Origin of the sequence: Streptomyces sp. PA03-1a, assembly GCF_033792805.1 — a bacterium.
In the GTDB taxonomy this organism is placed as follows: domain Bacteria; phylum Actinomycetota; class Actinomycetes; order Streptomycetales; family Streptomycetaceae; genus Actinacidiphila.
This window is the reverse complement of record NZ_JARAVO010000201.1, coordinates 1-18,018: the sequence shown is the minus strand read 5'-3', so window position 1 is coordinate 18,018 and position 18,018 is coordinate 1. Positions and strand designations below refer to the sequence as shown.

The following is an 18,018-nucleotide window of genomic DNA, read 5'->3' as shown; positions in this document are numbered from 1 at the left end:
CTGCTCCCCTGACCCCGGCCGAAGGGGGAAGGCATGTGACGACACGGCCCGGCCGGGGTCAGGGGAGCAGGTCGCCGAGCGGGACGCCGGCGAGGGCGCGGACGTCGCGGGCCAGGTGGGCCTGGTCCGCGTAGCCGGCGCGGGCGGCGACGTCGGCGAAGGGATGGCCGCGGCGGGCCAGTCCCAGTGCGCGCTGGAGGCGCAGGATGCGGGCGAGGGTCTTGGGCCCGTAGCCGAAGGCGGCCAGGCAGCGGCGGTGGAGCTGGCGTTCGCTCAGCCCGGTGTCCTCGGCGACGGTGCCGACGCGGGCGCCGGCCGCCAGGCTCGCGGCGATCTGCGGGCCCCACGGGGGCGCCGCGCGCCGCACGTCCCGTGCGAGCACCAGGGACTCCAGGACGGCGCCGGGGTCGGCGGCCGCGGCGACGCGCTCGGTGGCCCGGCGGGCCTGCGCGCCGGGCCACAGCGCGTCCAGCGGAACACGGCGGTCACGCAGCTCGTGCGCGGGCAGCCGGAAGACGGCGGGCCCGACGCCGGGGGCGAAGCGCAGGCCCGCGTACCGCGTGCCGGGCGGGCTGCCGGAGAGGTGGGCGGCGGTGTCGGGGCCCGCCGCGAACAGACCGGTGTCCTCGCCCCAGATCAGGTCGATGCAGCCGTCGGGCAGCACGCGGGCCGCCGCGGCACCCGCTGTCCTCGTCCACAGCACGGCGCCGGGCACCGTCGAGGTCTGTTCCCGGTACACCGCTCCAGCATGGCACCCGCCACCGACAGCGCGCCGGGTGCGCCTCAGTGCGGGGGCTTGCCGCCGTTCTTGCCCGAGGGCCGGCGCCCGCGCAGCCGGGACCGCACGTCCTCCGGCGGCAGGAAGCCCGCCCAGCGCTCGGGGAATTCGGCGGGCGGGTCCTCCGGGCCGACCTCGTCGTCCGGGCCGGACTCGAACGCGGCCCGACGGGCGGCGGCCTCCGCGACGAGGTCGGCTGCGGCACGTTCCCTGGCCCGTGCGTTCTCCTCGCGGGCGGCCGCGGTCTCGATCGAGGGCCACACCCGGTCGATGGCGGCGTTGACGGCCGCTCCGACGAGCACCGCGAAGGCCGACACGAAGATCCACAGCAGGACGGCGACCGGCGCGGCCAGCGATCCGTAGATGGTCGGGCCCTCGACCGTGTGGGTGAGGTAGATGCGCAGCACGAAGCTGCCGAGGACCCACATCAGCAGGGCGACGGCCGCCCCGGGCATGTCCTCGTACCAGGGCGAGCGCACCGGTACGGAGACGTGGTACAGCGTGGTGAGGAACGCGATCGACAGCACGCTGACGACCGGCCAGTACAGTATCCGGATCACGGCCTCGCTCCACGGCAGGAACGACACCACCGCGTCCGGCCCGACGACCATCAGCGGCATGACGACCGCGCCGATCACCAGGGCGACGATGTAGAGCAGCAGCGCCAGCAGCCGCGTCCTGACGATGCCGCGCCTGCCCTCCAGCCCGTACATGATCGTGATCGTGTCGACGAAGACGTTGAGGGCCCGCGATCCGGACCACAGGGCGATGACGAAGCCGATGGAGATCACGTCGGGCCGTCCGCCGCCGAAGACGTCGTCGACGAGCGGCCGCATCAACTGGTCGACGCCCTTGTCCGACAGGACCGTCGCGGCGGCCGTGAGGATGTTGCCGCGGATGTTGTCGATCGTGTCGGTGCCGATGATCTCGTCGACGTAGCCGATGGCGCCGACGAGGCTCAGCAGCAGCGGCGGCAGGGAGAGCAGCACGAAGAAGGCGGCCTCGGCGGCGAGGCCGGTGACGCGGTACTCCATGCAGGAGTCGACCGTGTCCTTGAGCAGCAGCCAGCCCACCTTGCGCTTGGATACGTTCCTGTAGAGGGCCCGCGCCCGGTGGAGTCGGCCTCGCCTGGGCCGCTCGGGTGTTTCGTCTGCTGCCTGCACGCGCCTACCGTAACCGTCATGAGTCCCCCCACACACACCGTGACCAACCAGGCTCCGCCCCTGGTCGGGTATGACGTGTACGCCGCCGACACCGCCCTGGTGGAGGGGGTGGCACGGCACGTGGCGCCCGGGCTCCGGGAGGAGGTCCACCGGGAGCTCGGCGAGATCGGCCGGGCCGCCGGTTCCGCGCAGGCGCGGGGGTGGGCGGAGGCCGCCGACACCCATCCGCCGGTGCTGCGCACCCACGACCGGTACGGGCACCGGATCGACGAGGTGGAGTTCCATCCGGCCTGGCACCGGCTGCTGGGGCGGGCGGTGTCCTCGGGGCTCACCGACGCCTGGTCGCGCCCCGGCGGACACCTGCGGCGCGCGGCGGGTTTCCTGGTGTGGTCCCAGGCGGAGGCCGGGCACGGCTGCCCGGTGTCGATGACGCACGCGGCGGTGCCGGCGCTGCGGGCCGACCCGGCGCTGGCCGCCGAGTGGGAGCCCCGGCTGGGGTCCCGGGTGTACGACCCGCAGCTGGTGGCGCCGGGAGGCAAGCCCGGGGCGCTGTTCGGCATGGGGATGACCGAGAAGCAGGGCGGCTCGGACGTGCGGGCCACCACCACGCGGGCGGAGCCGCTGGCGGAGGAGGGCACGTACCTGCTCACCGGCCACAAGTGGTTCTGCTCGGCGCCGATGTCCGACGCCTTCCTCGTGCTGGCGCAGGCGTCCCCCTCCTCGGGGAAGGGGGGCCTGACCTGCTTCCTGCTGCCCCGGGTGCTGCCGGACGGCTCCCGCAACGTCTTCCTGATCCAGCGGCTCAAGGACAAGCTGGGCAACCGCTCCAACGCCTCGGCGGAGGTTGAGTTCGACGGCACGTGGGCGCGCCGGGTCGGCGAGGAGGGGCGCGGGGTGGCGACCGTCATCGAGATGGTGGCGGCCACCCGGCTGGACTGCGCGACCGGTTCCGCCGCGCTGATGCGGCAGGCGGTGGCGCAGGCGGTGCACCACGCGACGCACCGCAGCGCGTTCGGCGGGCCGCTGGTCGACAAGCCGCTGATGCGGAACGTCCTGGCGGACCTTGCCCTGGAGTCGGAGGCGGCCACCACGACCGTGCTGCGGCTGGCGGCGGCGTACGACGCGGATGACGCGGACGACGAGCAGGAGCGGCACTTCCGGCGGCTGGCGGTTGCGGTCTCCAAGTACTGGGTCACCAAGCGCTGCCCGCCGCTGGTGGCCGAGGCGCTGGAGTGCCTGGGCGGCAACGGCTACGTGGAGGAGTCGGGGCTGCCGCGGCTGTTCCGGGAGTCGCCGCTGAACTCGGTGTGGGAGGGCTCGGGCAACGTGCAGGCCCTGGACGTGCTGCGGGTACTGCAGAGGGAGCCGCGCGCGCTGAACGCCTTCCTCGGCGAGATCGGCCTGGCGCGCGGCGCTGACCACCGGCTGGACGGCGCGATCAAGGCGCTGCTGACCGAACTGGCCGACCTGGAGGGCGTCGAGGCCCGGGCGCGCCGGCTGGTGGAGCGCATGGCGCTGGTGCTGCAGGGCTCGTTGCTGGTGCGGTTCGCCCCGGTCGAGGTCTCGGACGCGTTCTGTGCCTCGCGGCTCGGCGGGGACTGGGGGGCGACCTTCGGCACGCTGCCGCGCGGGCTGGACCTGGCGGCGATCGTGGAGCGGGCACGCCCTCAGGGGTGAGGGGCGGATGCGGCGGCGGTCCGCCCGAGGTCCCGACGGAAGGACCGGGATCTTCGGGGAAACGTTCCGCCGCCGCGCCGCACTGAGGGTGGTGCCGCGCCGACTCGGCACCACCCCCGGTCTCGCCTCACCGTCGCACGGAATCAGGGTTCCGTACGAATAGCGTGATGCGCCGTCACTGTCCGTCGAATGCGCGCATATTCGCAACCGTTGCAGACAGTTGCAAGGTATTGGCCGGATATCCCACCGGAGGGACCGGCCCGGCGGCACCATATGCACATGGTGTGGCAGCGGAGAATCGGCGCGGCCACTGCCCGAGCGCAGAAAGCGCTGCGCACACGGACGCGGGGAGCACCATGAGCCAGGATCCGAACGACGCACGGTCGTTGTCGGTCCAGTCCGTCCAGGAACCGCGCCGTTCCGCACGGCTGCTGGGCGGCATGCGGGACGCCGCGCTGGGCGGCGGATCGGGTGGCACGGTGCCCAGACCGGTCATCCAGGACTCCTGGCGGCGCGCCCTGGACCTCGGTGTCGACCCGGACAACGGCAGTCACGCCGGCATGCTGACCGCCGACGAGATCGAGGTGCGCAGGCGCCACACCCCGCTGAACGACGTGATGTCCGCGCTGCGCGACGGCCTGGTCTCGGTCGCCGACGAGGCCCGGCACATCATGGTGGTCACCGACCCCGAGGGCCGGGTGCTGTGGCGGGACGGCAGCCTGGCCGTCCGCAGGAGCGCGGACCGGCTCGGCTTCGCCGAGGGTGCCTCGTGGTCGGAGGAGGCCGTCGGCACCAACGCGATCGGCACCGCCCTGGTCACCGGACGGCCGGTGCAGGTGCACTCCTCGGAGCACTTCGTCCGGGTGCACCACCAGTGGACCTGTGCCGCGGCCCCGCTCATCGACCCGCGGGACGGCCGGCTGCTGGGCGCGGTGGACGTCAGCGGGCCGGCGGCCGGGATGCACCCCGCGATGCTGTCGCTGGTGACCGCGGTGACCAAGGTCGCCGAGGCCGAACTGCGCAGCCTGCACTGGGCGGCCGTGGACCGGCTGCGCTCGGTCTCCGCCCCGCTGCTCGCCCGGATGCCGGGCCGGGCGGCGGTCGTCGACCCCAACGGGTGGACGGCGGCGGTGACCGGGATGCCGCCGGTGGAGCGGATCACGCTGCCCGCCGCGCCGAGCGCCGGACGTACGTGGGTGCCCGCGCTGGGCACTTGCACCCTGGAGCCGCTGCCGGGCGGCTGGCTGGTGCGGGTCGCCACGCCGGAGGAGGAGGTGCCCGGGGCCGGGCACGTGGTGCTGGACCTCGGCCGTCCCCGCACGTGGACGGTGAACGTCTCCGGTGCGGCCGGCGGCTGGTCGCAGGAGCTCAGCCCGCGCCACGCCGAACTGCTCTTCGTGCTGGCCCTGCACCGGGACGGCCGCACCGCCGCGGAACTGGCCGGCGACCTGTTCGGCGACCCCTCCCGCACGGTGACGGTGCGGGCCGAGATGTCCCGCCTGCGCCGCACCCTGGCCGGGGTCCTCGACCACCGTCCCTACCGCTTCGCGGACGGCGTCGAGGTCGAGGTGGTCCGCCCCGCCCACCCCGCGGATCTGCTGCCGCACTCGACGGCGCCGGCGGTGCGTGGGGCGCGCTTCGGGGAGTGAGGGGGCGACCCGGACGGGCCGCGGCAGCGAGCCGGGAACCCGCCGGGTCCGCGAGGCCGCAGAATGTGGCGCATGAGCACTAGCGTCACGGTGACCACGTGGTCACTGGAGCAGACCTCCCACGCCGATCTGCGGCCCTCCCTGGAGCCGGACCCCGCGACGTCGGGCATCCGCATCGCGCGGGCCGAGGTGCCGTCCCCGGAGTTCAGCCGCTTCCTCTACACGTCGGTGGGCGCGGACTGCGCCTGGACGGACCGCCTGCCGTGGTCGTACGAGCAGTGGCGGACCTTCCTGGAGCGCCCGGGCGTGGAGACCTGGGTGGCGTACGACCGGGACACCCCGGCCGGCTACATCGAACTGGACCCGCAGGACGACGGCCAGGTCGAGATCGCGTACTTCGGGCTTCTGCCCGCCTTCCGGGGGCGGCGGATCGGCGGGCACCTGCTGTCCGTCGGCATCGCCCGCGCCTGGGACCTGGCGGAGCGCCGGCCGGACCGCACCCCGACGAAGCGGGTGTGGGTGCACACCTGCAGCCTGGACGGGCCGCACGCGCTGGCCAACTACGAGAACCGTGGCTTCCGCATCTTCCGCACCGAGACGGGGGAAGAGGAGGAGAGGCCCGTCACCGGGCCCTGGCCCGGAGCCCGGTAGGGACCGGCGGACGGGAAGGGGCGGGCATGGACGTCGTCGGGGTCGGGGCGCTCAACCTGGACCTCATCACGGGCGCGTCCGCCCTGAACGGCGGCCCGGTGCTGGCCCGGCTCGGCGCGCACATGCGGCTGCGCCCGCCGCCGGAGAGCGGCGGCGAACGCATGGTCGACGAGCCCGCCGTCCGCGCGGGCCTGGAGTGGCTGCGGGCCGAGGGGGTGCCGCTCACGCCGGAACCGGGCGGCTCGGCCTTCAACACCCTCCATGCGCTGGGCCGTCTGGGCCGCGGGCTGCGGCTCGGGTACGTGGGCGTGGCGGGCCGCGACCCGCTGGGCGCGGCCGGCCCCCTCGCCGTCCTGGACGGGCTCGGCATCGACCGGCGGCTGGTGGCCCTGGACCCGGACCGGCTGTGCGGGATCTGCCTGTCCGTGCACGACGGCGGGGAGCGCACGCTGCTGACCCACACCGGGGCGAACACGCGGATCGCCGCCCATGTGCGGGAGCGGTTCGAGGAGATCGCCGGCTACCTGGCGGCGGCGCGGGCGGTGCACGTCACCTCGTTCCTGGATCCGGACGGCGGCGCGGTGCTGCACCGGCTGCTGGTGGAGGTGCGGCGGCGTTCGCCGGGCACGCTGATCAGCTTCGACCCGGGGCACGTCTGGTCGGCGGAGCCGACCGCCGATGTGCTGGCCATGGCGGCGATGAGCGACTACCTGCTGGTCAACGGGCGGGAGTTCGAGCGGCTGGTCCGGGTGCGGACCCGGGCGGAGGGCGCGGCCGTGGTGAAGTACCCGGACCGCGTGGAGGTGCACCGGCCCGGCACCGTGGAGCGCTACGCGCACCGGCCGCTCCCCGGCGGCGAGGTGGAGGACGCGACGGGGGCGGGCGACGTCTTCGCGGCGGGGCTGCTGGCGGCGCTGGTCGCGGACCACGCCCCGCTCGGTGCGGGGGTGCGGCTGGGTTCGGCGCTGGCGGGCCACAAGCTGCGTCATGTGGGGACCCGCGGGCACGGTGGGTTCCGGGCCATCGCGGCCGATTTCCTGCGCCCGGCGAGTCCTGTCAGGTGACGGACAATCGACGCATCTCGCCATGCGGGATGAACGCGTCCACATTCTGGATAACGGTGGACTGGCCCGAGATCCCCGTGACACGCTTTCGACATGTCGCGCACTGGAATCGCCTTGGTAGGTCGGCTGCACGTCGACCTCGGACGCATGTCCAGCGCCATCTGTCAGGCGTGCTGAGCACTCGCCGCCGCCCCGTCCAGGACTGACCCGGCCGTCCCCGGCCCCGCGGGCGCAATGACGCGCCCACGTCCCGCGCTGTTCCCAGCGCTGTGGCGTATCCGCAGGCCAAGGGGACTCTTCGCGCTACGACCGACTCTGTCCAGCCTGCCAGAAGGACTGCATCGCCATGGCCTCCACCCCTGACCAGCCGAACGCCGCCGCGCCGCGCCGCAAGGTGAGCCGCCACCGCGGCGAGGGCCAGTGGGCGGTCGGCCACATGACACCGCTCAACGCCAACGAGCAGTTCAAGCGGGACGACGACGGTCTCAACGTGCGGACACGCATTGAGACGATCTACCGGTACCGCGGCTTCGACGCGATCGACGGAGCCGACCTGCGCGGCCGCATGCGCTGGTGGGGTCTGTACACCCAGCGCAAGCCCGGGATCGACGGCGGCAAGACCGCGATCCTGGAGCCGGAGGAGCTGGACGACAAGTACTTCATGCTCCGGGTCCGCATCGACGGCGGCCGCCTCACCACCGAGCAGCTGCGCGTCATCGGCGAGGTCTCCCAGGAGTTCGCCCGCGGCACCGCCGACATCACCGACCGGCAGAACATCCAGCTGCACTGGATCCGCATCGAGGACGTCGCCGAGATCTGGCAGCGCCTGGAGGCCGTGGGCCTGTCCACCACCGAGGCGTGCGGCGACACCCCGCGCGTCATCCTCGGCTCGCCCGTCGCCGGGATCGCCGAGGACGAGATCCTCGACGGCACCTGGGCCGTGGACGAGGCCCACCGCCGCATCGTCGGCAACAAGGAGTTCTCCAACCTCCCGCGCAAGTTCAAGTCGGCGATCTCCGGCTCCCCGCTGCTGGACGTGGCCCACGAGATCAACGACGTCGCCTTCGTCGGCGTCCGCCACCCCGAGCACGGGCCGGGCTTCGACGTGTGGGTCGGCGGCGGTCTGTCCACCAACCCCAAGATCGGCGTCCGGCTGGGCGCGTGGGTGCCGCTGGAGGAGGTCCCGGACGTCTTCGAGGGTGTCATCTCGATCTTCCGCGACTACGGCTACCGGCGGCTGCGCACCCGCGCCCGGCTGAAGTTCCTGGTCGCCGACTGGGGCGCGGAGAAGTTCCGCCAGGTGCTGGAGGACGAGTACCTGCGGCGCAAGCTGGCCGACGGCCCGGCCCCCGACCAGCCGGTCCAGCAGTGGCGGGACCACGTGGGCGTGCACCGCCAGAAGGACGGCCGCTACTACGTCGGCTTCGCGCCGCGCGTCGGCCGGGTGGACGGCACCACGCTCAGCAAGATCGCCGAGCTGGCGGAGGCGCACGGCTCCGGCCGGCTGCGGACCACCGTCGAGCAGAAGATGATCGTGCTGGACGTCGAGCAGGACCGGGTCGACTCCCTCGTCTCGGGTCTGGAGGCGCTGGACCTGCAGGTGAAGCCCTCCCCGTTCCGGCGCGGCACGATGGCCTGCACCGGCATCGAGTTCTGCAAGCTGGCCATCGTCGAGACCAAGGCGCGCGGCTCCTCGCTGATCGACGAACTCGAACGCCGGCTGCCGGAGTTCGAGGAGCCGATCACGATCAACATCAACGGCTGCCCGAACGCCTGCGCCCGGATCCAGGTCGCCGACATCGGCCTCAAGGGCCAGCTCGTGCTGGACGACGAGGGCAACCAGGTGGAGGGATACCAGGTGCACCTGGGAGGCGCGCTGGGCCTGGAGGCCGGTTTCGGCCGCAAGGTCCGCGGGCTGAAGGTCACCGCGGACGAGCTGCCCGACTACGTCGAGCGCGTCCTGAAGCGCTTCCAGGCCGAGCGTACGGACGGCGAGCGCTTCGCGCAGTGGGTGACGCGGGCGAGCGAGGAGGCGCTGTCGTGAGCGAACGCGCCGCACCGTTCTACTGCCCCTACTGCGGGGACGAGGACCTGCACCCCGCGGAGCAGGGCCACGGCGCCTGGGAGTGCCGGTCGTGCAACCGCGCGTTCCAGCTGAAGTTCCTGGGCCTGCTGGCCCGGGGGCTGCGGACCGAGCACCGTGAGGGAGACCCTTCGTGACCACCGCGCAGCAGCACACCGCGGACGAACTGCGGGCGCTGGCCGAGCAGGCGGGCCGCGACCTGGAGGACGCCCCCGCGCTCGACGTCCTGCGCTGGGCCACCGGCACCTTCGGTTCCCGGTTCTGCGTCACCTCCTCGATGGAGGACGCGGTCGTGGCGCACCTGGCCTCGCGCGTCGCCCCGGGCGTCGACGTCGTCTTCCTCGACACCGGCTACCACTTCCCGGAGACCATCGGCACCCGTGACGCGGTCGCCGCCGTCATGGACGTGCAGCTCATCACGCTGACGCCGCGTCAGAGCGTGGCCGAGCAGGACGCGGAGTACGGGCCGAAGCTCCACGACCGCGACCCCGACCTGTGCTGCGCGCTGCGCAAGGTCACGCCGCTGGAGGAGGGCCTGACCGGCTACGACGCCTGGGCGACCGGCCTGCGCCGCGACGAGTCCCCCACCCGCGCGAACACCCCGGTCGTGGGCTGGGACGCGCGGCGCGGGAAGGTCAAGGTCTCGCCCATCGCCCGCTGGACGCAGGACGACGTGGACTCCTACGTCACGGAGCACGGGGTGCTCACCAATCCGCTGCTCACGGACGGTTACGCCTCGGTCGGCTGCGCCCCCTGCACCCGCCGGGTGCTTCAGGGCGAGGACGCCAGGGCCGGCCGCTGGGCGGGACGGGCCAAGACCGAGTGCGGGCTGCACGGCTGATGACGACGGAACGGACTTCCCGGGAGGGGCGGATGGGCGGGACGGGCACAGGGGCCACGGTGTGGCTCACGGGTCTGCCGAGCGCGGGCAAGACCACGATCGCCCAGGCGCTTGCCGGGCGGCTGCGCGGCGACGGGCACCGGGTGGAGGTCCTGGACGGCGACGAGATCCGCGAGTTCCTCTCCGCGGGCCTCGGCTTCGGCCGCGAGGACCGGCACACCAATGTGCAGCGGATCGGTTTCGTCGCCGAACTCCTGGCCGCCAACGGGGTCAAGGTGCTGGTCCCGGTCATCGCGCCGTACGCCGACAGCCGGGAGGCCGTCCGCAAGCGCCACGAGGCGCGGGGCACGACGTACCTGGAGGTGCACGTCGCCACCCCGGTGGAGGTCTGCACCGTGCGTGACGTGAAGGGCCTGTACGCCAAGCAGGCCGCGGGCGAGATATCCGGGCTGACCGGCGTCGACGACCCGTACGAGGCACCCGAGACCCCCGATCTGCGGATCGAGACCCAGGACCACACCGTCGAGGACTCGGCGGCGCTGCTGACGGCGCTGCTGGTGGAGAGGGGACTCCTGTGAGCGACGTGCGCGCGGCCACCGGGCCGCACCCGACCGGCCAGCAGCGCGTTCGCCGCGCGGGCGGAGATGGGGGCACCACCCAGGCGCGAGCTCTGGGGGAGAACGAAGGGGGCACAGCGTGACCACGGTAGTCGCAGTCGACGAGAGCACCGGCAATCCCTTCGTGCTGTCGCACCTGGACGCACTGGAGTCCGAGGCGGTGCACATCTTCCGTGAAGTGGCGGGGGAGTTCGAGCGGCCGGTGATCCTCTTCTCCGGCGGCAAGGACTCCATCGTCATGCTCCACCTGGCGCTGAAGGCCTTCGCCCCCGCCGCGGTCCCCTTCTCGCTGCTGCACGTCGACACGGGCCACAACTTCCCCGAGGTGCTGGAGTACCGGGACCGCACCGTGGCGGAGCACTCCCTGCGGCTGCACGTCGCCTCGGTGCAGGACTACATCGACGACGGCCGGCTGCGCGAGCGCCCCGACGGCACCCGCAACCCGCTGCAGACGGTGCCGCTGACCGAGGCCATCCAGGAGCTGCGCTTCGACGCGGTCTTCGGCGGCGGCCGCCGTGACGAGGAGAAGGCCCGCGCCAAGGAGCGGGTGTTCTCGCTGCGCGACGAGTTCTCCCAGTGGGACCCGCGCCGCCAGCGGCCCGAGCTGTGGCAGCTCTACAACGGCCGGCACGCCCCCGGCGAGCACGTGCGCGTCTTCCCGCTGTCCAACTGGACCGAGCTGGACGTGTGGCAGTACATCGCCCGCGAGGGCATCGAGCTGCCGGAGATCTACTACGCCCACGAGCGCGAGGTGTTCCGGCGCAGCGGCATGTGGCTGACCGCGGGCGACTGGGGCGGGCCGAAGGACGGCGAGTCGGTGGAGACCCGGCTGATCCGCTACCGCACGGTGGGCGACATGTCCTGCACCGGCGCGGTGGACTCCGACGCCGCCACCATCGACGCCGTCATCGCCGAGATCGCCGCGTCCCGGCTCACCGAGCGGGGCGCCACCCGGGCGGACGACAAGCTCTCCGAGGCCGCGATGGAAGACCGCAAGCGCGAGGGGTACTTCTAGCCATGACCACCGGCACCACCGCCGAGCAGCTCTCGGCCACCTCCCTGCTGCGCTTCGCCACCGCGGGTTCCGTCGACGACGGCAAGTCCACGCTGGTCGGCCGGCTGCTGCACGACTCCAAGTCGGTGCTCGCCGACCAGCTGGAGGCCGTCGAGCTGGCCTCCGCCCGCCGCGGGCAGGATGCGCCGGACCTGGCACTGCTCACCGACGGCCTGCGCGCCGAGCGCGAGCAGGGCATCACCATCGACGTGGCGTACCGCTACTTCGCCACGCCGCGGCGGCGGTTCATCCTGGCGGACACGCCGGGGCACGTGCAGTACACGCGGAACATGGTGACCGGCGCCTCGACCGCCGAGCTGACCGTGATCCTGGTGGACGCCCGCAACGGCGTCGTGGAGCAGACCCGCCGGCACGCGGCGCTGGCGGCGCTGCTGCGGGTGCCGCACGTGGTGCTCGCGGTCAACAAGATGGACCTGGCCGACTGGTCGGAGCCGGTCTTCGCGGCCATCGCCGAGGAGTTCACCGCCTACGCGGCCTCCATCGGCGTCCCGGAGATCACCACGATCCCCATCTCGGCCCTGGCCGGCGACAACGTCGTGTCGCCGTCGGCGAACATGGACTGGTACGGCGGCCCGACGATCCTGGAGCACCTGGAGACCGTCCCCGTCGGCAGCGACCCGGGCGCGTACCCGGCGCGCTTCCCCGTGCAGTACGTCATCCGCCCGCAGACCGCGGAGCACCCCGACTACCGCGGCTACGCGGGGCAGATCGCCTCGGGCGTGCTGCGCGTCGGCGACCCCGTGACGGTCCTGCCGTCCGGGCTGACCAGCACGATCAGCGGCATCGACGCGCTCGGCACCCCGGTCGACGTGGCGTGGGCCCCGCAGTCGGTGACGCTGCTGCTCGGCGACGACCTGGACATCTCGCGCGGCGACCTGATCGCGCCGTCCGACGCCGCCCCGGCGACCACCCAGGACGTCGAGGCGACCGTGTGCCACCTGCACGAGCGGCCGCTGAAGGTCGGCGCGCGCGTGCTGCTCAAGCACAGCACGCGCACGGTCAAGGCGGTTGTGAAGCGGCTGCCGTACCGGATCGACCTGACCCGGGGGCTGGAGCACGAGGACGAGCCGGGCGAGCTGCGCGTCAACGACATCGGCACGGTGGTGCTGCGCACCTCGGAGCCGCTGCCGCTGGACGCGTACGCCGACTCGCGGCTCACCGGCTCCTTCCTGCTGATCGACCCGGCGGACGGCACCACGCTGACCGCCGGCATGGCGGGCGAGGCCTTCGCCGCCCGCACCGCCACGGCCGCGGGCGACGCGGCCGGTGACGACGAGGGGTGGGATTTCTGATGGCGTTCGACGACGCCTTCGCCGGATTCGCCAAGGAGGGCGGTCGCGTCGGCAGCGGCTGTCTGGGCAGCGGCACGGGCGGTGTCACGCGATGTGCGCGCTGACCCCGTCCGAGCACCGCACCCGCGCCGCGTACGCGGCACCGCACCACCGACCACCAGACAGCCACCACCCCGGCGCGCCGTAGAGAGCGCGAGCCGGGGCCATCGAGAGGACCGCCTCCCGTGACTGCCGATCGCACCACCGCCCCGAGAACGTCCGCCCGTCGCCGCCTCATAGCCGGCGCCGCCCTTCTGCCGCTGCTGGCCCTGGCCGCCTGCGGCTACGGCTCCGACAAGAAGGACGACACCACCAACGCGGCCGCGAGCAGCGGCACCAGCAAGAAGCTGTCCGCCTCGACGGTGAAGATCGGCTACTTCGCGAACCTCACCCACGCCACCCCGCTGGTGGGCCTGAAGGAGGGCTTCTTCGCCGACGCGCTGGGCTCGGGCACCACGATCAAGGAGTCGGTGTTCAACGCCGGGCCCGCCGAGATCGAGGCCCTCAACGCCGGTTCCATCGACATCGGCTGGATCGGCCCCTCCCCCGCGGTCAACGGCTGGACGAAGTCCGGCGGCAAGAGCCTGAAGATCATCTCCGGTTCGGCCTCCGGCGGCGTCAAGCTGGTCGTCAACCCGGACAAGATCAAGACCCTGAAGGACGTCAAGGGCAAGAAGATCGCCACCCCGCAGCTCGGCAACACCCAGGACGTGGCGTTCCTCAACTGGATCGCCGAGCAGGGCTGGAAGGTCGACGCGACCAGCGGCAAGGGCGACGTCTCCGTGGTCCGCACGGACAACAAGGTCACCCCCGACGCCTACAAGACCGGCTCCATCGACGGCGCCTGGGTGCCCGAGCCCACCGCCTCCAAGCTGGTCGCCGAGGGCGCGAAGGTGCTCCTGGACGAGCGCGACCTGTGGCCGGACAAGAAGTTCGTCATCACGAACGTGATCGTCTCCCAGGCGTTCCTCAAGGACCACCCGGACGTCGTCGAGGCCGTCCTGCGCGGCTCGGTGAAGACCAACGCCTGGATCAGCGCCAACCCCGACAAGGCCAAGGCCGACGCCAACGCGCAGTTGGAGAAGCTCTCCGGCAAGCCGCTGCCCGCCGACGTCATCGACCCGGCCTGGGAGAGCATCCAGGTCATCGACGACCCGCTGGCGTCCACGCTGCAGACCGAGGCCGACCACGCCGTCACCGCCGGCCTGCTGGAGAAGCCCTCGCTCAAGGGCATCTACGACCTGACGATCCTCAACAAGATCCTCAAGGGCGAGGGCAAGACCGGGATCGACGACGCCGGTCTCGGCGGCTGAGGCCCGGCAGCACCGATGAAGACCGCAGCCCCAGCCCTCAGGAGGTGACGCCATGGCCACCGCACTCACCAAGCAGCCCGCCGTGACGGTCGACGCGGCCCCGTACGCCGCACGGCTCGAGCACGTCTCGAAGTCCTTCGGCCGTCCCGGCGCGGAGACGCACGTGCTGGACGACATCAGCATCGATGTCGCGCCGGGCGAGTTCGTCTGCCTCCTGGGGGCCTCGGGCTGCGGCAAGTCCACGCTGCTCAACCTGGTCGCAGGACTCGACCGGCCGTCCGCCGGGGGCATCCAGACCCCCGGCGGCCGTCCGGCCCTGATGTTCCAGGAGCACGCCCTGTTCCCGTGGCTCACCGCGGGCAGGAACATCGAACTCGCCCTGCGCATGCGCGGCGTACCCCGCGCCGAGCGGCGCCCGGAGGCCGAGCGGCTGCTGGAGCTCGTGCGCCTGAAGGGCGCGTACGGCAAGCGGGTGCACGAACTGTCCGGCGGCATGCGGCAGCGCGTCGCGCTGGCCCGGGCGCTGGCGCAGGACAGCCAGCTGCTGCTGATGGACGAGCCGTTCGCGGCGCTCGACGCCATCACCCGTGACGTCCTGCACGAGGAACTCACCCGCATCTGGGCCGAGACCCGCCTGTCGGTGCTCTTCGTGACCCACAACGTCCGCGAGGCGGTGCGGCTCGCTCAGCGGGTCGTGCTGCTCTCCTCGCGGCCGGGACGGATCGCCCGGGAGTGGACGGTCGGCATCCCGCAGCCGCGCCGCATCGAGGACTCGGCGGTCGCCGAGCTCTCCGTGGAGATCACCGAACACCTCCGGGGGGAGATCCGGCGCCATGGCCAGCACTGAGACGAAGGCGGACGTCAGGCCGGGCGGCGACCTCGCGGGGCTGGAGGCCGGGCTCGACGCCCTGGAGACCCGGTCCGCGACCCGCGTGCCGCTGGCCCGTGTGCTGCTGCAGAAGGCCGTTCCCCCGCTCGTCGCCATCGCGCTGGTGCTGGTGGTGTGGCAGCTCGCGTACCACTTCGAGCTCAAGCCGCACTACCAGCTGCCCAGTCCGGCGGAGGTCGGGCGCGCCCTGCAGGACAAGTGGCTCGACGGCACCCTGCTCGGCTACGTCTGGACGAGCCTGTCGCGCGGCGCGCTGGGCTTCGTGGCCTCCGTCGCGATCGGCACGCCGCTCGGCCTGCTCGTGGCGCGGGTCCGGGTGGTGCGGGCCGCGATCGGGCCGATCCTGTCGGGCCTGCAGTCCCTGCCGTCGGTGGCGTGGGTGCCCGCGTCGATCATCTGGTTCGGCCTGTCGGACGCCACGATCTACTGCGTGGTGCTGCTGGGCGCGGTGCCCTCGATCGCCAACGGCCTGGTCGCGGGCGTCGACCAGATCCCGCCGCTGTTCCTGCGGGCCGGCCGCACCATCGGCGCCACCGGCATCCACGCGGTGCGGCACGTGCTGCTGCCGGCCGCCCTGCCGGGTTACCTCGCCGGCCTCAAGCAGGGCTGGGCCTTCTCCTGGCGCTCCCTGATGGCCGCCGAGCTCATCGCCACCTCCCCCGACCTCGGCGTGGGCCTGGGCCAGCTGCTGGAGCAGGGGCGCGAACTGTCCGACATGCCGAGCGTGCTGGCGGCGATCCTGCTGATCCTGATCGTCGGCATCGGCATCGAACTGCTGGTGTTCGCGCCGCTGGAGCGTTCGGTGCTGCGCAGCCGCGGCCTGTTCGCACGGGGCTGACATGACCGCGCACCCCGTCCTCCTCGTCATCGCCCACGGCAGCCGCAACCCGCGGCACGCCGCGACCGTCCACGCGCTGACCGAACGGGTCCGGGCGGCCCGTCCCGGGCTGCGCGTGGAGACGGCCTTCCTCGACCACTGCGCGCCCAACGTGCCGCGGGTCCTGGACCGGCTGGCCGCGGCGGGCGTGCGCGAGGTGGTGGCGCTGCCGCTGCTGCTCACCCGGGCCTTCCACGCCAAGGCCGACATCCCGGCCGTGCTGCGCGAGTCCGCGGCACGGCACGCCCGGATGCGCGTGCGCCGGGCCGACGTGCTCGGCCCCTCACCGCTGCTGCTCGCCGCGCTGGAGCGGCGGCTGCGCGAGGCCGGGCTCGGCCCCGGCGACCGCCCCTCGACCGGGATCGTCCTGGCGTCGGCGGGCTCCTCGGACCCGGAGGCGATCGCAGTGATCGCAGAAATCGCGCGGGAGTGGCGGCGTACCGGTTGGTGCGCCGTGCGGCCTGCGTTCGCCTCCGCATCCCTTCCCACGACGGACGAGGCGGTGCGCGCGCTGCGCGCCGAGGGCGTACGGCACGTCGCCGTCGCGCCGTACGTCATCGCGCCGGGCTTCCTGCCCGACCGCATCGCCCGTGGCGCCGTGGCCTCCGGGGCGGACGTCCTCGCCGACGTCCTCGGCGACGCCCCGGAGGTCGCCCGGCTGCTGCTGCGCCGCTTCGACGAGGCGCTGCGACCCCGGTTCGCGCTGGCGCTGGCCTGAGGCGCGGCGCGCCGTCAGGACACGACGTCCGCCAGGCGTTCGACCTGGGCGGGGTCCGACGACCAGCAGTAGAGCACCACTTCGTCGGCGCCGATGCCGGCGTACCCGGCGACCGCGTCGCGGATCTGCTCCGCAGTGGCCAGGAGGCCCTCCGCCACGCGGTCGGCGAAGTCGGTGAAGGCGTAGTAGGCGCGGACGTTGGCGCGGGCGGCGGTGACCACCGCGTCCGGACCGAGCGCGACGTTGGCCTGGGCGACCAGGCGGGGCCGGCCGGGCCGTGCGTGCCGTTCCCAGCTCCGTTCCGCCTCCCGGAAGAGCCGGTCCATCGCCTTGGGCGGCAGCCCGGCGCCGAGGAAGCCGTCGCCGTGGCGGCCGACCCGGTCGATGGCCGCGTGGGCGAAGCCGCCGAAGAGCACCTCGGGCCCGCCCGGGGTCGCGGGGGCGGGACCGATCGGCCCGGCCCCGTCGCCGTACGGGTCACCAGCCCAGAGGCGGCGCAACACGGTCATCTGCTCGTCGAGCAGGCGGCCGCGGCGGTGGAAGTCGGCTCCCGCCGCGCGGAAGTCGTCCTCGCGGGCGCCTACGCCGATGCCGAGGGTGAAGCGGCCTGCGGACAGCCGGTCCAGCGTCGCGGCCTGCTTGGCCAGGACGGCGCCGTCGCGGAACGGGGTGATGAGCACCTCGGTCTGCAGCCGGATCCGGCGGGTCGCCCCGGCGAGCACGGCGAGGGTGACCAGCGGTTCGGGGTTGTCGTACACGAGACGGTCGAGCAGGCCGAGGGTGCTGAACGGACCGTCGTCGGCGCTGCGGGCCCAGGTCGTCAGCACGGCGGGGTCGTCGACGGGAAGGCCGAGACCGATCTTCATGGGGAACTCCTCCGGAAGGGCAGGGGCAAGTGGTGCCGCCCCTCCGTGACCGCACGACCGACCGTGCGGGCCGCTCCCGTTCTGCGGCGTCCTTCAGGGAGCCTGTTCGTCGAGTGCTGCCACCGTAACCCGGCGCCCCCGCCTCGCCCCTTCATTTCTCCCGTGTCGGACCGGCCTAGTAGTAGTGGCGCAGCGACGGCCACAGCCGCGACCACGGTTCGTCCGGGCCGGTGCACAGGACGATCGCTGCGTGCTGCTCCTCGTTGTCGACGTGCTGTCCGTTGTCGACGCGGCCGACCTGGCGGCAGCCGGCGAAGTGTCGTTCGACGCCGTCGGCGTCCTCCTGACGCACCAGCAGCACCGGTCCGGTGGCGGAGTCCGGTGGCGGGCCCCAGGCGGCGAAGCTCATGTGGGGGGAGTAGGGGG

18 protein-coding genes and 1 pseudogene are annotated in these 18,018 nt (G+C 73.2%); 15 read left to right on the top strand and 4 right to left on the bottom strand.

The features are described from left to right. Window positions 1-58: 58 nt before the first annotated feature. On the bottom strand, window positions 59-739 hold the full coding sequence (locus PV341_RS33955; protein ID WP_500321723.1) for a helix-turn-helix transcriptional regulator: 681 nt from the start codon (window positions 737-739) through the stop codon (window positions 59-61). Window positions 740-783: 44 nt separating this feature from the next. Further along, window positions 784-1,941 (bottom strand): YihY/virulence factor BrkB family protein, encoded by a 1,158-nt coding sequence (locus PV341_RS33950; RefSeq protein ID WP_500359852.1) that lies wholly within the window; start codon window positions 1,939-1,941, stop codon window positions 784-786. Window positions 1,942-1,959: 18 nt separating this feature from the next. On the opposite strand from PV341_RS33950, the gene PV341_RS33945 reads away from it, so the two are divergent. From PV341_RS33945 to PV341_RS33875, 15 genes are all read left to right on the top strand, one after another. Next, complete coding sequence (locus tag PV341_RS33945) at window positions 1,960-3,618, top strand: acyl-CoA dehydrogenase family protein (RefSeq protein WP_500321726.1); 1,659 nt, start codon at window positions 1,960-1,962, stop codon at window positions 3,616-3,618. A 356-nt stretch (window positions 3,619-3,974) separates the two neighbouring features. Next, window positions 3,975-5,267, top strand: coding sequence for a helix-turn-helix domain-containing protein (locus tag PV341_RS33940; RefSeq protein ID WP_500321727.1), 1,293 nt, complete (start codon window positions 3,975-3,977; stop codon window positions 5,265-5,267). 72 nt (window positions 5,268-5,339) lie between these two features. Then, window positions 5,340-5,918 carry a GNAT family N-acetyltransferase gene (locus tag PV341_RS33935; protein ID WP_500321728.1) on the top strand — a complete coding sequence of 193 codons (579 nt, stop codon included), beginning with the start codon at window positions 5,340-5,342 and terminating at the stop codon, window positions 5,916-5,918. 26 nt (window positions 5,919-5,944) lie between these two features. After that, window positions 5,945-6,982, top strand: a complete 1,038-nt coding sequence (locus PV341_RS33930) for a carbohydrate kinase family protein (protein ID WP_500321729.1) — start codon at window positions 5,945-5,947, stop codon at window positions 6,980-6,982. 93 nt (window positions 6,983-7,075) lie between these two features. After that, entirely contained in the window at window positions 7,076-7,159 is an 84-nt protein-coding gene (locus PV341_RS33925) for a putative leader peptide (RefSeq protein ID WP_322975673.1), read from the top strand. Window positions 7,160-7,328: 169 nt separating this feature from the next. Further along, entirely contained in the window at window positions 7,329-9,026 is a 1,698-nt protein-coding gene (locus PV341_RS33920) for a nitrite/sulfite reductase (RefSeq protein ID WP_500359850.1), read from the top strand. Then, window positions 9,023-9,202 (top strand): hypothetical protein, encoded by a 180-nt coding sequence (locus tag PV341_RS33915; RefSeq protein WP_500321732.1) that lies wholly within the window; start codon window positions 9,023-9,025, stop codon window positions 9,200-9,202. Before PV341_RS33920 ends, PV341_RS33915 begins: the two co-directional genes overlap by 4 nt. Continuing rightward, window positions 9,199-9,906 (top strand): phosphoadenylyl-sulfate reductase, encoded by a 708-nt coding sequence (locus PV341_RS33910; protein ID WP_500321733.1) that lies wholly within the window; start codon window positions 9,199-9,201, stop codon window positions 9,904-9,906. The genes PV341_RS33915 and PV341_RS33910 overlap by 4 nt, the downstream gene beginning before the upstream one ends. A gap of 32 nt (window positions 9,907-9,938) precedes the next feature. Then, window positions 9,939-10,484, top strand: coding sequence for an adenylyl-sulfate kinase (gene cysC / locus PV341_RS33905; protein ID WP_500359849.1), 546 nt, complete (start codon window positions 9,939-9,941; stop codon window positions 10,482-10,484). A 118-nt stretch (window positions 10,485-10,602) separates the two neighbouring features. Further along, window positions 10,603-11,538, top strand: a complete 936-nt coding sequence (cysD, locus tag PV341_RS33900; protein WP_500321735.1) for a sulfate adenylyltransferase subunit CysD — start codon at window positions 10,603-10,605, stop codon at window positions 11,536-11,538. A gap of 2 nt (window positions 11,539-11,540) precedes the next feature. Further along, complete coding sequence (locus PV341_RS33895; protein ID WP_500321736.1) at window positions 11,541-12,890, top strand: sulfate adenylyltransferase subunit 1; 1,350 nt, start codon at window positions 11,541-11,543, stop codon at window positions 12,888-12,890. A gap of 224 nt (window positions 12,891-13,114) precedes the next feature. Beyond that, window positions 13,115-14,242, top strand: a complete 1,128-nt coding sequence (locus PV341_RS33890) for an ABC transporter substrate-binding protein (protein ID WP_500321737.1) — start codon at window positions 13,115-13,117, stop codon at window positions 14,240-14,242. 52 nt (window positions 14,243-14,294) lie between these two features. Continuing rightward, entirely contained in the window at window positions 14,295-15,089 is a 795-nt protein-coding gene (locus PV341_RS33885; protein WP_500321738.1) for an ABC transporter ATP-binding protein, read from the top strand. Then, window positions 15,076-15,969 (top strand): ABC transporter permease, encoded by an 894-nt coding sequence (locus PV341_RS33880; RefSeq protein ID WP_499514653.1) that lies wholly within the window; start codon window positions 15,076-15,078, stop codon window positions 15,967-15,969. Before PV341_RS33885 ends, PV341_RS33880 begins: the two co-directional genes overlap by 14 nt. A gap of 1 nt (window position 15,970) precedes the next feature. Further along, on the top strand, window positions 15,971-16,726 hold the full coding sequence (locus PV341_RS33875; protein WP_500321740.1) for a sirohydrochlorin chelatase: 756 nt from the start codon (window positions 15,971-15,973) through the stop codon (window positions 16,724-16,726). Between the two features lie 14 nt (window positions 16,727-16,740). Here the strand turns inward: PV341_RS33875 and PV341_RS33870 are convergent, their stop codons facing one another. Together PV341_RS33870 and PV341_RS33865 are read right to left on the bottom strand one after the other, a co-directional pair. After that, window positions 16,741-17,592, bottom strand: a complete 852-nt coding sequence (locus PV341_RS33870; protein ID WP_500321741.1) for an LLM class flavin-dependent oxidoreductase — start codon at window positions 17,590-17,592, stop codon at window positions 16,741-16,743. Window positions 17,593-17,767: 175 nt separating this feature from the next. Then, window positions 17,768-18,018: pseudogene (locus tag PV341_RS33865) on the bottom strand (hypothetical protein); the annotation flags it as partial.